Consider the following 12,855-nt stretch of genomic DNA (forward strand, 5'->3'; position numbering starts at 1 on the left):
GAATGCCCTCAATTCGCGCGATTCATGGCGGCCCAAAAGTGCGATTTAACATTTATCGATTACGGCCGAGCACGAATCCGGGCTTGTGGTATTCGACGTGTCCGAGATCCATCATTTTCCATCGTCCGCCCCATGTCAGGCCCACTTGTTCGGCGACTTGTCCGTATAACTGATAGCCGCGCATGGCCCACGGGTCTTTTTCGGAAATGACGATCTTGCCGTCGCGCAAAAAGGCATTGTCGGCCGCAAGACCGTATTGATGATAGCTTTGGAATGCTGCGGCATTTGTGACATTGCTACCCATTTGCGCAAGGCGGTTTTGACGTTCCGGGCTCCGGTAACCTTCGAGTAAAGCCATTTCGTAGCCGTATTGCTCGCGCATGATTTTATAAACGAGCAATAGACGCGTCCGGAAATCCGCATCGAGCAGATTCCAGTCGCGGCTGGCGTCCTTGAGCGCTGGCCGGATCTGCTCGACTTCCTGTGTGGCAAAGGCTTCGGGCGGCAGCGGCGGAGGCGGCACGAGCTGTTCGCCATTCAGCAATTGGGCGATTTTTTCGTCGGGTGACCTGGAAACGTCATCGAACTGGAATAACTGTTTGCCGCGTAATGCAATGGCCACCAATGGCGGCGCCGCAAGAATACCTGCCGTCGTTAAAATCAGCAAGCGCCGGCGAGCCAGTAAGTTTTGCATATCGGCTAATGCCGTTTGAGACATTTTTGCCGAATGGGTTAATTGTGCTTTGGCTTTCAATGCGTTATTCGATGCGCGCTGCATGAAGCGCGCATGCAAATCGGCTATGCCGCCGAAAATTGTTAAACGGACAGGCGGCAATAGTGCGATTGCTGCAATGAGAACAGCAACGGCGAAATAAGCGACAAGGGCAACGGCAATCAAAGGAAAGACCCCGGAAATTCTCAGCAATTGTTTTTTGTAATGCTTGCTCTTAGAATCAGGCGTGCCCCGAGGAGGGGCTTTTACACATTACCGTCGCAGATATTAACCAGATTTGAAGAGACAGTGAATGAGTGCGCCTGAATCGAACTCAAAAGTTCCGCCAAGTCTGATGTCCGGGCCGGCTAAAGACGGGCAAGCGGGAGGTTCGCGCATTCTTGCCAATCTGGAAGGTCGCGTCGATCCTTCCGCGAATCCGAAGCCAAAGCGTTCGCGCGTGTTGCCTGTAGCGATCGCGGCGCTGGTGATCGTGGCGGGCGGCGTCGGTGCTTATCAGTTGCAGCATCGTTCTGCTGGGACGGAAGCGCAGAAAGAAGCGGCGAATGGCGCGTCGACTGTCATTGCGTCGAGCGTGAAGCTTGCGAGCGATGTGACAGCGAGTGCGTCTGCTGCATCGGCTGCGGCACCCGCAACGATCGTCGCGGATGATGAGGCAAGCAAGGACGCGCAGCGCACGCAAGCGTCGAACGATGATGGCAGCCGTTTGTCACGCGCGCTGGCGGATGGTGCGGATGCATCGGATGAAGCGTCGTCAGCGGCTATCGTGTCGAATACAAAGGCCGATGACGCAGCGAAGCCCGTGAGTGCGACAAACGCAGCAAGCGCGAAGCACGTCGAGACCGCATCGAAAGCGGAGCATGGCAAGCACGACAAGCGGCAGCTCGCGGACGAGCGGCATTCGAAGGAAAGCAAAACGGCTGCGGCGTCGCGCGCGAAAAAGCAGAACGGCAAGCCGGATGCGAAGGACGATTCCGACGCCGATCTGCTAGCGGCACTCGTTGCGCGCACGAAGCCGGCTTCGGCCAAAGCCGATAAAGCGGCCGATGCTCAGGCTGCGTCGAAGAAGGTCAACTCGACGGCAACGCTCGCCGAACGCATCAACGAATGCGGTCAGCACGGATTCTTCGAAGAGCAACTGTGCCGTTGGCGCGTTTGCGATGGACACTGGGGCAAAGACCCGCACTGTCCTGCCGCGTCGGCGCAGGCTCGACAGCCTTGAACCAGACGCCTTCCGTTCTTCTCGAAGAACGGAAGCCGCTTTAGTTCACGCTATTAGAGTCCGTGAGCCTTGCGCAATCTCGCGCCTGTTTCCAGACGCTGCTTTGCGGGGCGGACATGAAATGCCGCCGCAACGACGAAGAGAATTCCCGCTACAGGCCACATATAGATGGCGGCGGCGAAGCCGAGCCAACACGCATATTCAGGTGGGTATGCGGAGAGCGCCCATAAAAAGCACGCAACTGGCAACATCAGGATGGACAGAGCCGTCCAGTTAAGAAAAGCTGCGACCGTCGCTTTCTTGTGCGTCTCAGTATGCATGCCTGGCTCCATTAGGAATGGCACTGGGACATAGCGTCGCACGTTAGTCATTTCACGAATACTTGGTAATATCCCTGACATAGGCCTGTGCTGGGGTGTGGCCGTCAGCAGTTCTGCAATGTCGCGTTGCGCGCGATTCACGCGGCCGCTGGATCGCTGACAAGATCACGGCCGGTCTCGATACGGCCAGCCACGCGCCGCAGGAATGCTGGCTGTCCAGCCACCGTCACGGAGAAGTCGTACCAGTTGCCACTTGTCGAAACAGGCCAACGTGTCGGTATTTCCCCTCTGGCGGGAACCGAAAATGTCCAGGGACCGTCTCGGCGATAAGCATTCGCTGTGACCACAAAAGTGCATGCCGTGCCGCCTGTATTCATCAGTCGCAGGCGAAGCTCATTGCTCGATCGGTCGTGTCTGGCCTCGATCTCGAGATGCGTTGTCGACGTTCCCGACGCAGTGGAGACATCGCCCGCAAATGTGCGCAGATAACCATTTGGGCCGCGCAATGCGAGATGGTATCGAGTACCCATCAGCCTCGCATGTCCCCAGTCATCCGACAGCGTGCTGCAGGATGCAAGTGCATAGCGGCTCGGCGGATTGGTCCGGGTCTGGAGATCGTAGACCGACAACGCGACGCCATTCGGCCCAGCGTTGCGCATCACCAGCCGAAGCGTCCCGTTACGCATGTCCACTTGAGCATTCGCGTCGATAGCGTAGGGCAAGGCTCGTGACGCGCGGATGCCTCGCTCCTGCCGCGGCATCGATTGCATGGCGGGTACGGTTGGCTCAGGCAGTGAACTGCACTGGCGATTGGCATCCGATACATACATGTCCGTATCGGGTAGTGACGGCCATGCCGCGTCCCGAGTCCTGAAGTCGAACGCCGACATGAGGTCGCCGCAAATCGCGCGACGCCACGCGCTGATGTTCGGGCAGTGAATGCCGAAACGCCGCTCGATGAACTGGATGACCGACGTGTGATCGAAGATCTCGGAGCAGACGTAGCCGCCTTTCGACCACGGCGAAATGACTGTCATCGGCACCCGGAAACCGAGACCCAGCGGCAGTCCTTCATAGATTTCTCCCGCCGTAGCGATCGTGGTGGTGCCGTCTCGATTCGTGGCGGGTGGAGTCGGTGGCGGCTCGTGATCGAAGTAGCCGCCCTGCTCGTCGTAGTTCAGCAGGAACACAGTCTTCGACCAGACATCGGGATTCGCGACGAGCGCTGCGAGCAGGCGCGCAGTGAGATCTTCGCCGGCCTGCGGATGATAGCTGGCGTGCTCAGACAACGCCGCTGGCGCGATGATCCACGACACTTGCGGCAGAGAACCTGCGGCGATATCGGCAGCAAAGGCGCGTACCACATCGTTCATCCTTGCCATGCCTTTGCGGTACAGCGCGCTGGATAACGACGCAGACCGGAAGCTGCGAAACATTGCTAGCGCGTTATCGTCGAAGTTGTCTGCCTCCTGATACACGCGCCAGCTTATGCCGGCTGCTTCGAGCGTTTCGGCGACAGTGGGCCATGCGAAGCCGGCAGCAGGTTCGACATTGTCTAGTACGGGTAAGAAACCGGCAGACAGGCCGCTGCTGCCGCTGAATAGATGTAGCCGGTTCGGGTTGGTCTGCGTGAAAGTCGACGCATAGTACTGGTCGCAAATCGTGAAAGCGTCAGCGAGTGCATAGTAGAACGGCAGATCGTTCCGATCGAAATAGCTCATCCCGAGCCCGGCGAAACGGACCTTGTTCCATTCGTCGCATCGCCCCTGATTCCACATCGCAATGTCGACGGGATAATTCATCGAGGGTGCCCGCGCGCAGGTTGCGCGTGTCACGGCAGTGTCTGCATGGAATGGCAGGATATGACCGGTGTCCGCGGGCTGCATCCATATGGGATTGCCATTCGGCAGCGCGATGGCCATACGGTCGTTGAATCCCCGCACGCCGCGAAGTGTGCCGAAGTAGTGGTCGAATGACCGGTTCTCTTGCGTAAAGATGACGACGTGCGCGACGTCGTTGATCGTGCCCGTCGCACTGAACGGACGCGTCGCGAGTGCTTCGCGTATGAGCCTTGGCATCACGGCTGCAGTCGCCGAAGCGCCAAGCGCACCGAGAGCCGTTCTTAGAAACGCGCGACGTCCCACTCTACCTGCGTGTTGGCCTGCATCGCATGCGCCGGGGCGAGTTTTGCGAATGATTTTCATCGTCGCGATGGCTGTCGGGTGTGCACTGTCCCAGTGTCCATGTAAGACGCAAGACATACGAATCCGACATGATCAAATCGATTTCGTTGGCAATGCTACGTGACTGTTCTTAACGAAACATTAAGGCCGCTACTGCATCTTCATGTCATGGCGATGAACGGGACAATCAGGCCGAGTACCTTTCAGACGGATTTTGATGCGGCTGACTGTTGAAAGCTTCCGTAACGCTGCGTAATAGTGGCTTAACGTTTTCTTCAGATTGAGTCCCTTACGATCGCATGGATCGGACTCAATCATTTGCAGCCGCCTGATGCCGTCAATGAAAATCATTTGTCGAGCAGTCGACAACGAGAGCGCCTATGAATAGCACAATGGTTAGATCAATCCGGGCGCATTTGATAACGGCGTCAATCGCAGCAACATGCATCAACGCGGTTGTGCTCGTGTCGATGTTTGTCTTCGGCGTCAACGAGTCCACGTTCGAGACTAGCGGGTTCAGGCTTGCCGTCATTGCCACGGACGCCATTGCAACGGGCTTGACGCGATTGTTCGCGCTCGGCGCCTATCGCTATGCGCTACAGCAATCGGACATGTACGCAGCAATTAGCGAGGGCGGCTACGTACATGACGTGCGTCGATTCCGGGCGCTCGTGTCGCTGCATCTTCGTTTCTCCGGTGTCTGACAGGGCGGATCGCACACATGACATCGGACGCATTGGCTTTGGCTGCGCCACTCATGTCATTCGATGAGGCACGCCTTGTTTTGACCTGTTTTTTCGGGCTATGCGCTGCATTCGGAGTCGTCTACACGATCATTGCAACGGTTCTCGTCGGACCTTTCTTTGCCCGACGCTCGCCTGCATGTGAACGCTATCCTCCCGTGACGGTCATCAAGCCGCTAAGCGGAATGGAGGCGACACTTCTGTCGAATCTGCGGAGTTTCTGCGAACAGGATTATCCGGGAACGGTGCAGTATCTTTTTGGCGTGCATGACGCGGGCGATCCCGCACTCGATGTCGTCAGAGAACTTCAGGTTCTATATCCCGCCGTGCATATCACCACCATCGTGAACAGCGCACTGCATGGCTGCAACAGGAAGGTCAGCAATCTCATCAACATGCTTCCGTCCGCCGAATACGATGTTTTCGTTTTTGCGGACAGCGATGTCACCGTTGCCGGCGACTATCTGTCGCGCGTCGTCGGCGAACTGGAGACGGAAGGCGTCGGGCTCGTCACATGCGCATATGTCGGCGTACCTGACCCTGGGTTCTGGCCGCAGTTATCCGCGAGGGCGGTCGACTACCAGTTCTTGCCGGGCGTCGTGGCCGGTCTGCGAGCAGGGCTTGCACAGCCGTGCTTCGGACAGACCATCGTCATGCGGCGCGAGACGCTCGATGCGATCGGCGGACTTGGCCAGTTTGCCGGTCTGCTTGCCGAAGACCACGCAATCGGCGTCGCCGTACGGGCGACGGGACAGAAGGTGGTGGTGCCGGGTTTCGTCGTCGGGCATGCTTGCCCTGAGTCGACGGCGGTGCGCCTGATGGAACACGAGTTGCGATGGAGCCGCACGATCCGGCGTATCGATCCCATTGGCCACGCGGGCTCCGCGCTGAGCTATCCGGTTGCATGGGCGGCGCTTGCACTCATGACAGGCGGAGCGCCTGTCTGGGCCGTGCTCCAGTTCGTCATCGCGCTGGCCGCGAGGGCGCTGCTTCAGTCACGTATCGACGCGCTCCTGAAGCGGCCCGTTCGCAGCTTGTGGCTACTGCCGTTGTGGGATCTTCTCGCATTCGCCATACTTTGCCTGAGCTTTTCTTCGTCGCGCATCGTCTGGCGCGGAGTCAGTTTCCGCGTCGATGGCCGCGGAATGTTGACGGTCGAACCAGGGCGATCGTCTGCCGATCGCGCCAGCTGACCGACACCCTGAGTTTCGATGATCAAACACCTCAGCCGATACACGGCACTCGCGGGACTTGCGATCGCCCTTTATACCGTCTGGCGCAGTCATCCTGCGCAGGTGCTGGATCTGCTGCGGGACGCGGGCGCGGGCCTGCTCGTCGCGGCGCTTGCACACGTGCTTGCGATGCTTGCCAACGCACGCGACTGGCAGACGCTGATACGAGGCGCCAACCGGCCTGTGCTGGCTTCGATGTTGAAGCTCGTGTGGATACGGGAGTCGGTGAACTGCATGCTGCCCGTTGCGCGCGTCGGCGGAGAACTCGTATCGTTTCAGCTTCTCAAGCGATGGGGTCTGAGGACATCGACTGCCGCCGCGAGTCTCGTTGTCGACCTGCAGCTCACCATCATCAGCCAGTTCATTTTCACCATGGCGGCCGTCGGTTATCTGGCTGTCCATGGGGGCTCGGCCGTCGGACATGTGATTGGCGTTCTCTCGTGGAGCGCGGCGCTGCTCGTGCCCGTCCCCATCCTGTTCGCGCTCGTCCAGCACGCCAATCCGTTCGGGTTCGCTTCCAGGGCGCTTGGACGGCTGACGAGCGGCAAACTGGACGCACTGGTGGGGCCGTCGGTAAAGACCGATCAGGCGATCAAGGCAATCTGGCGCAGACGCGGCGTGATCGTGCGATACCTGTTTCTATGGCAACCGCTTCAGTGCGCGGCGACGGCCTTCGAATTGTGGATTGCGTTGTACTTCCTTCGATCGGACACGAGCTATTCCGTAGTGCTGGTCATCGAGATCCTGATACAGGCGGTGAGCAGTGCCGCGTTCGTCGTGCCCGGCGCGCTGGGCGTCCAGGAGGGCGCTTTCGTCGTGATTGGCGGCTGGTTCGGAATCGAGCCGGCGACAAGCCTCGCGCTTGCGGGAGCACGCCGTATCCGCGATCTGATGTTCTACATTCCAGGGCTCGTTGCGTGGCATGTCTCGGTGCGCGATCGACCCTGATACATTGCCTTTTTATTTGCCTTCTAAATTGCAACTAACTGTCTGCCGCGACCAACCCCGCCCGACGCTACCGCGCACTGCGTCTACAGATAGAGCGCAGCTACCTGCGTTCATCGCACGACGCAACGTCTGAAGTGAAACAAACCGACCCACTTCGACGTGCACCATCGACGGCGCGCGCTCAACGACAGTGCTAGTCTTTGCGCTGATTGCGCACACGCCGCCCTTGCGAACTTCATCTCGCGTCGCGGCTCTTAGCGAAGAACGATGACCCGCCGCCTGCGCACGGGCGACGCTCGCCGTGCGCCATGAATCAGACAACCGAGTCGAGGTAACGTGAATGAACACACCATCAAGCAACGACGTTGTCTTCCTGTTCGATGTCGACAACACTCTGCTCGACAACGATCACGTCTTGACCGACTTACGCTCGCACATGACGCGCCAGTTCGGCGAACAGAACAGCGCGCGCTACTGGCAGATCTTCGAGGAACTGCGCGCCGAGCTTGGTTATGCGGATTACCTCGGCGCCTTGCAGCGCTATCGCAACGAGCATCACGACGACACGCAGCTGTTGCTGATGTCCTGCTATCTGATCGACTATCCATTCGCGAACCGCATTTTTCCTGGCGCGCTCGATGCGCTTCGCTACGCGAGCCGCTTCGGCAAGACGGCGATTCTTTCGGATGGCGACGTCGTGTTCCAGCCGCGCAAGGTCTCGCGCTCGGGCTTGTGGGATGAAGTGGAAGGGCGCGTGCTGATCTACATCCACAAGGAACTGATGCTCGACAACGTGATCGCCCACTATCCAGCGCGGCACTATGTGATGGTCGACGACAAGCTGCGCATTCTCACGGCGATGAAAGAGAAATGGGGCAGCCGCCTGACGACGATCTTTCCGCGTCAGGGACACTACGCGCTCGATGCCAAGGAAACCGCGAAGTATCCGGACCCTGACATTACGATCGAAAGAATCGGCGAACTGACGTCGATCGATTTCGAGGCGTTGGTAGCGAAAGGCCGGCGCTAAGCGAGGCCAAATGAAACACGAGCACAGGCGCTATTCGCTCATCCATTCGCCGCTCAGATCGCTGCCCTGCAGCAGTTCGAGCAGCGTGCCGGCGGGTTGACTGAGCCGCTTGGCAGCGAGTGCGATGAATTCGACGTCGGGCAGTGCGGGCAGGCTCGCGCTGTTCACGGGCGGTGCGAGGCCGCGCGCCGACACGTACTGCGATTTCGCCGTCAGTCCCAGGCCGCCGCGCGCAGCCGCGATGCAGCCCGCGTGGCTGCTGCTCGTGCAGATCACTTCCCAGCCGAAGCCTTTTTCCGCGAGCGCATTCAGCACGACGGCGCGCGTGACGCTCGGCTCCGCGACGAGCACGAGCGGCAACGGCTGTTCGAGATCGACGACCGTGCCCGGCCGCGCAATCCATTCGAGCCGCGATCGCAGCAACGGCGTGCCGCGGCGCTCGCCGAGCCGCCGTTTGCCGACGAGCAGATCGATCGAACCGGCATCGAGCAGTTCATACAGTCGGCTCGTCATGCCGATGGTGATTTCCAGTTCGACATCGGGATGCGCGTGGCGGAACGCGGCCAGTACGTTCGGCAGGGCGCCGAGCGCGATATCGTCCGATGTGCCGAGCCGCACGCGTCCCTTGAGACGCGGCTTGCGGAACTGCGATTCCGCGCGATTCATCGCCTGCAGGATCACGTTCGCATGCACGAGCAGCGCTTCGCCGTCGGCCGTCATCGCCAGCGAATGCGTGTCGCGCACGAACAGCCTTCTGCCGACGCTTTCTTCGAGGCGGCGGATATGTTCGCTGACGCTCGACTGATTCAGTCCGAGCCGTTTGCCCGCTTCCGTGAAGCTGCGGCAACTGGTGACGGTCGCGAACGTCCTGAGCCAGAGGGGATTGAGCATGCGGCATTGTCATCGGCAATTGCGATGACAGTCAATGGTTTCAGGCGGCTTCCCGATTGCCGTTGAAATCGATACCATGGCCGTTGCATCTGGACGAGCGCGCCTGAACCAGCAAGATCACCGCTTGCGCCGCGCCGCTCCGAACTTCATCATGACCCGCGATTCCTCACAAACTGCGCTACTGTGGATCGTTGCCGCTGCCTTCTTCATGCAGGCGCTCGACACGACGATCGTCAACACCGCGCTGCCTTCGATGGCGCAAAGCCTTCACGCATCGCCGCTCGCGATGCAGCCTGTCGTCGTTTCCTACTCGCTGACGATGGCGCTCCTCACGCCCGCTTCCGGCTGGTTTGCCGACCGCTTCGGCACGCGCCGCGTGTACTTCGCGGCGATCCTCGTGTTCGTGCTCGGCTCGCTGTGCTGCGCGGGCGCACATACGCTCGATCAGCTCGTGATCGCGCGCGTGCTGCAAGGCGTCGGCGGATCGATGCTGCTGCCGATCGGGCGACTCGCCGTGTTGCGCAGCGTGCCGGGCGAGCAATACGTGTCGGCGCTCGCTTTCGTTTCGATTGCAGGGCAGGTGGGACCGATCGTCGGGCCGACGCTCGGCGGCTGGCTTACCGAAGCCATTTCGTGGCACTGGATCTTTCTCGTCAACGCGCCCGTCGGCGCGATCGGTCTGCTCGCCGTGCAGCGCTTCCTGCCGCACGACAACGCGACGCATCCGCCGCCCTTCGATTTCATCGGCTGTGGACTGCTGTCGCTCGCGATGATCCTGCTCTCGCTCGCCATCGATCCGCCGATGAACGCTCATCGCATTGAATGGTCCGTGGGCCTCGCGGTGGCGGGTGTGATCGCGGCGCTCGCGTACATTCCGCATGCGCGCACGAACGCGCGGCCGCTCTTCAGGCTCGCGCTATTCAGCGAACCGAATTTCAGCGTCGGGCTGATCGGCAATCTGCTGTGCCGGATCGGATCGAGCGCGGTGCCATTTATGTTGCCGCTGTTGATGCAGGTGCAACTCGGCTATTCGCCGTTGCGCTCGGGCCTGATGATGTTGCCCGCCGCCATCGCGGGCACCGTGTCGAAGCAATGGATCGCGCCGCTCATCAAGCGCTACGGCTATTCGGCGTTTCTGCTCGTGAATACGATGATCGTCGGCTCGACGATCGTGGCGTTCGCGCTCGTGTCGAGAGAGTCGTCGCCACTGCTGGAAATCGCGCTGCTCGCCGTGTTCGGCGCCGCCAACTCGATGCAGTTCGCCGCGATGAACAGCGTCACGCTCAAGGGTCTTTCGCACGCGGACGCGGGCAGCGGCAACAGCCTGTTTTCGATGGTGCAGATGCTGGCGATTGCGCTGGGCGTGTCGATCGGCGGCGGCCTCGTCAATCTGTTTTCCGCGCGCTGGGGCTCGTCGTCGGCGGGCTTCATGCTCAGCTTCGTGTGCGTCGGCGTGATCACGCTGCTGTCGGCGTTGGTGTTTCGCAGGCTCGATGTGTCGGCGGCGCGGCCCGCTGTTGCTGCACGCACGGCGCGCTGACACGCGCTTCAATCGCGCGCATGCGTGTGCGCCGCGCGCTCGACGAGATGATCGACCATGCGTTGCGCAGCCGGCTGTAGCGAGTCGAAATCGCGAAAGCACACGACAAATCTGCGCTTCGCCCATTCGTCCGTCAGCGGAATGACACGCACGTCGAGAATGCGCGCGTAAGTATCGCCGACCACCTGCGGAATCACGCTGATGCCGAGCTTCGCGGCCACCACGCGAAACGCGGCATCGAAATTCGACACCACCGCCCTGTACGACACCGTGCCGCCCGCCCGCGCGGCGGCGCGCTGCAACATCATGTGCACGGCCGTTGTCGGCGGCAAGCCGACGTGTTCGTAGCCGAGCGTATCCGTGAAGCGCAGCGTCGCGCGCTTCGCCAGCGGATGTTCCGGATGCACGGCGAGCGCAAGCCGGTCCTCGCGATACGGCCGATGCTCGAGTCCTTCCAGATCCACATTGTCCCAGCACACGCCGACGGACGCGGCGCCTTCGCGCAAGCGCCGCACAAGATCGTGCGACAGCCACTCTTCGACATGCACGCGTATGTTCTCGTGCGCGGGCATGCTCATGAACGACGCGACATCATCCAGCAAGCTCTCCGCGATCGCCGATGCCGACGCACACACGCTTACGCTGCCGCGCAGGCCGCTGCCGAACGCGGCGACGTCGCTGGCAATGCGGTCCATCGTGAACAGCACGTTGCGCGCGTGTTCGAGCAGCGCGACGCCCGCGGGCGTCGGCAGCACGCCGCGCCGCGAACGCGTGAAAAGCGGCACGCCGAGATCGCTCTCCAGTTGCGCGATCCGTTTGCTGACGGCGGACGGCTCGATGTGTTCGTCGTGCGCGGCGCGCGCCATGTTCTTGTGTTCGCAGACGGCCACCACCAGCCGCAAGGTTTTCAGGTCGATGTCGCGCATCGGTTGTGTCTCCGTGTGAGTTTCCGTACGGGAAACCTGGCGCTTCCAAATTAGCGCTTTATGTATCGGATGGAATGTCTAAAGTTAGCACAACGCTGGCATTCGCAACGACCGGCATGCACACGGAGACAGCTTCCATGCCCCCATTCCCCACGAACGTCGTGATCCGCGAAGTCGGCTTGCGCGACGGTCTGCAAAGCATTCAGACCATTCTCTCGACGCAACAGAAAATCGAATGGATCGCGGCTGCCTATGCCGCAGGTCAACGCGAGATCGAAGTCGGCTCGTTCGTCCCCGCGCGTCTGCTGCCTCAGCTCGCGGATACACACGAACTCGTCGCGTATGCGAAGACGCTGCCGGATCTGCGCGTGTCGGTGCTCGTGCCGAATCTGAAAGGCGCGGAGCGCGCGATCGATTCACAGGCCGATCTGATGCTCGTGCCGCTATCGGCGAGCCACGCGCACAGCCTCGCGAACCTGCGCAAGACGCCCGATGAAGTCGTGGCCGAAGTCGCCCGCATGCGTGCCGCGCGCGATGCGGCGGGCTCGAAGACGCTGATCGAAGGCGGCATCGGCACGGCGTTCGGCTGCACGATACAGGGCGCCGTCGATCACGCCGAAGTGCTGCGCTGCATGCAGGCGCTGCTCGATGCGGGCGCGGATCGCGTGAGCATCGCGGATACCGTCGGTTACGCGAGTCCCGCTGCTGTGCGCGATCTGTTCGAGAAGGCGCGTCACATCGCGGGCGAGCGCTTCTGGTGCGGTCACTTTCACGACACGCGCGGCCTTGCGCTCGCAAACGTCTATGCGGCGCTGGAGACAGGCGTCGCACGTTTCGATGCGACGCTCGCGGGCATCGGCGGTTGTCCGCATGCGCCGGGCGCGAGCGGCAATGCGTCGAGCGAAGACCTCGCGTTCATGCTCGCGGACATGGGCATCGAAACGGGTATCGACATCGAACAGTTACTCGCGTTGCGCGCGCAGGTCGCGCAGTGGCTGCCCGACGAAACGCTGCACGGCACGCTGTGGCTTGCGGGTTTGCCGAAGACATTTCAACAGCGCGCAATTCAAGCCGCTATTGCCTGAGG

Annotated in this window: 12 protein-coding genes; 7 read left to right on the top strand and 5 right to left on the bottom strand. The window is 60.8% G+C overall.

The annotated features are described in order from the left end of the window. Positions 1 to 52: 52 nt before the first annotated feature. On the bottom strand, positions 53 to 898 hold the full coding sequence (locus QEN71_RS31750) for a M15 family metallopeptidase (RefSeq protein ID WP_201648051.1): 846 nt from the start codon (positions 896 to 898) through the stop codon (positions 53 to 55). A 169-nt stretch (positions 899 to 1,067) separates the two neighbouring features. On the opposite strand from QEN71_RS31750, the gene QEN71_RS31755 reads away from it, so the two are divergent. Beyond that, entirely contained in the window at positions 1,068 to 1,955 is an 888-nt protein-coding gene (locus QEN71_RS31755) for a hypothetical protein (protein ID WP_307789984.1), read from the top strand. Positions 1,956 to 2,008: 53 nt separating this feature from the next. Here QEN71_RS31755 and QEN71_RS31760 read toward each other — a convergent pair whose 3' ends face one another. Both QEN71_RS31760 and QEN71_RS31765 read right to left on the bottom strand, forming a co-directional pair. Beyond that, entirely contained in the window at positions 2,009 to 2,275 is a 267-nt protein-coding gene (locus QEN71_RS31760; RefSeq protein ID WP_201647108.1) for a hypothetical protein, read from the bottom strand. Positions 2,276 to 2,412: 137 nt separating this feature from the next. After that, positions 2,413 to 4,536, bottom strand: coding sequence for a phosphocholine-specific phospholipase C (locus QEN71_RS31765; RefSeq protein WP_307789986.1), 2,124 nt, complete (start codon positions 4,534 to 4,536; stop codon positions 2,413 to 2,415). A gap of 386 nt (positions 4,537 to 4,922) precedes the next feature. On the opposite strand from QEN71_RS31765, the gene QEN71_RS31770 reads away from it, so the two are divergent. The 4 genes from QEN71_RS31770 (at position 4,923) to QEN71_RS31785 (ending at position 8,411) form a co-directional block, all read left to right on the top strand. Further along, a complete protein-coding gene (locus tag QEN71_RS31770; protein ID WP_233471620.1) occupies positions 4,923 to 5,162 on the top strand; it encodes a hypothetical protein in 240 nt (79 codons plus the stop codon). Between the two features lie 17 nt (positions 5,163 to 5,179). After that, positions 5,180 to 6,394 carry a bacteriohopanetetrol glucosamine biosynthesis glycosyltransferase HpnI gene (hpnI, locus tag QEN71_RS31775; protein ID WP_201647111.1) on the top strand — a complete coding sequence of 405 codons (1,215 nt, stop codon included), beginning with the start codon at positions 5,180 to 5,182 and terminating at the stop codon, positions 6,392 to 6,394. 18 nt (positions 6,395 to 6,412) lie between these two features. Then, the gene (locus QEN71_RS31780) at positions 6,413 to 7,381 is read left to right on the top strand and encodes a lysylphosphatidylglycerol synthase domain-containing protein (RefSeq protein ID WP_201647112.1); all 969 of its coding nucleotides are present in this window, start codon (positions 6,413 to 6,415) and stop codon (positions 7,379 to 7,381) included. A gap of 340 nt (positions 7,382 to 7,721) precedes the next feature. Beyond that, the gene (locus tag QEN71_RS31785) at positions 7,722 to 8,411 is read left to right on the top strand and encodes an HAD family hydrolase (protein WP_201647113.1); all 690 of its coding nucleotides are present in this window, start codon (positions 7,722 to 7,724) and stop codon (positions 8,409 to 8,411) included. A gap of 30 nt (positions 8,412 to 8,441) precedes the next feature. On the opposite strand, the gene QEN71_RS31790 is transcribed toward QEN71_RS31785, so the two are convergent. Further along, complete coding sequence (locus QEN71_RS31790) at positions 8,442 to 9,302, bottom strand: LysR family transcriptional regulator (protein ID WP_201647114.1); 861 nt, start codon at positions 9,300 to 9,302, stop codon at positions 8,442 to 8,444. Between the two features lie 34 nt (positions 9,303 to 9,336). Here QEN71_RS31790 and mdtD point away from each other — a divergent pair, with 34 nt between their 5' ends. Beyond that, a complete protein-coding gene (gene mdtD / locus QEN71_RS31795) occupies positions 9,337 to 10,842 on the top strand; it encodes a multidrug transporter subunit MdtD (protein WP_201647115.1) in 1,506 nt (501 codons plus the stop codon). 8 nt (positions 10,843 to 10,850) lie between these two features. On the opposite strand, the gene QEN71_RS31800 is transcribed toward mdtD, so the two are convergent. After that, positions 10,851 to 11,768 carry a LysR substrate-binding domain-containing protein gene (locus QEN71_RS31800; protein ID WP_201647116.1) on the bottom strand — a complete coding sequence of 306 codons (918 nt, stop codon included), beginning with the start codon at positions 11,766 to 11,768 and terminating at the stop codon, positions 10,851 to 10,853. 137 nt (positions 11,769 to 11,905) lie between these two features. Here QEN71_RS31800 and QEN71_RS31805 point away from each other — a divergent pair, with 137 nt between their 5' ends. Next, positions 11,906 to 12,853, top strand: coding sequence for a hydroxymethylglutaryl-CoA lyase (locus tag QEN71_RS31805; RefSeq protein WP_201647117.1), 948 nt, complete (start codon positions 11,906 to 11,908; stop codon positions 12,851 to 12,853). Positions 12,854 to 12,855: the final 2 nt, after the last annotated feature.

This window comes from Paraburkholderia sabiae, from assembly GCF_030412785.1.
GTDB lineage: Bacteria > Pseudomonadota > Gammaproteobacteria > Burkholderiales > Burkholderiaceae > Paraburkholderia > Paraburkholderia sabiae.

What these genes read in the sequence shown, in the direction of transcription:
- QEN71_RS31755 (WP_307789984.1), top strand. Translation starts at nt 1,068, where the DNA reads ATGTCCGGGCCGGCTAAAGACGGGCAAGCGGGAGGTTCGCGCATTCTT.
- QEN71_RS31760 (WP_201647108.1), bottom strand. Translation starts at nt 2,275, where the DNA reads ATGCATACTGAGACGCACAAGAAAGCGACGGTCGCAGCTTTTCTTAAC.
- QEN71_RS31765 (WP_307789986.1), bottom strand. Translation starts at nt 4,536, where the DNA reads ATGTCTTGCGTCTTACATGGACACTGGGACAGTGCACACCCGACAGCC.
- hpnI (WP_201647111.1), top strand. Translation starts at nt 5,180, where the DNA reads ATGACATCGGACGCATTGGCTTTGGCTGCGCCACTCATGTCATTCGAT.
- QEN71_RS31780 (WP_201647112.1), top strand. Translation starts at nt 6,413, where the DNA reads ATGATCAAACACCTCAGCCGATACACGGCACTCGCGGGACTTGCGATC.
- QEN71_RS31785 (WP_201647113.1), top strand. Translation starts at nt 7,722, where the DNA reads ATGAACACACCATCAAGCAACGACGTTGTCTTCCTGTTCGATGTCGAC.
- QEN71_RS31790 (WP_201647114.1), bottom strand. Translation starts at nt 9,302, where the DNA reads ATGCTCAATCCCCTCTGGCTCAGGACGTTCGCGACCGTCACCAGTTGC.
- mdtD (WP_201647115.1), top strand. Translation starts at nt 9,337, where the DNA reads ATGGTTTCAGGCGGCTTCCCGATTGCCGTTGAAATCGATACCATGGCC.
- QEN71_RS31800 (WP_201647116.1), bottom strand. Translation starts at nt 11,768, where the DNA reads ATGCGCGACATCGACCTGAAAACCTTGCGGCTGGTGGTGGCCGTCTGC.
- QEN71_RS31805 (WP_201647117.1), top strand. Translation starts at nt 11,906, where the DNA reads ATGCCCCCATTCCCCACGAACGTCGTGATCCGCGAAGTCGGCTTGCGC.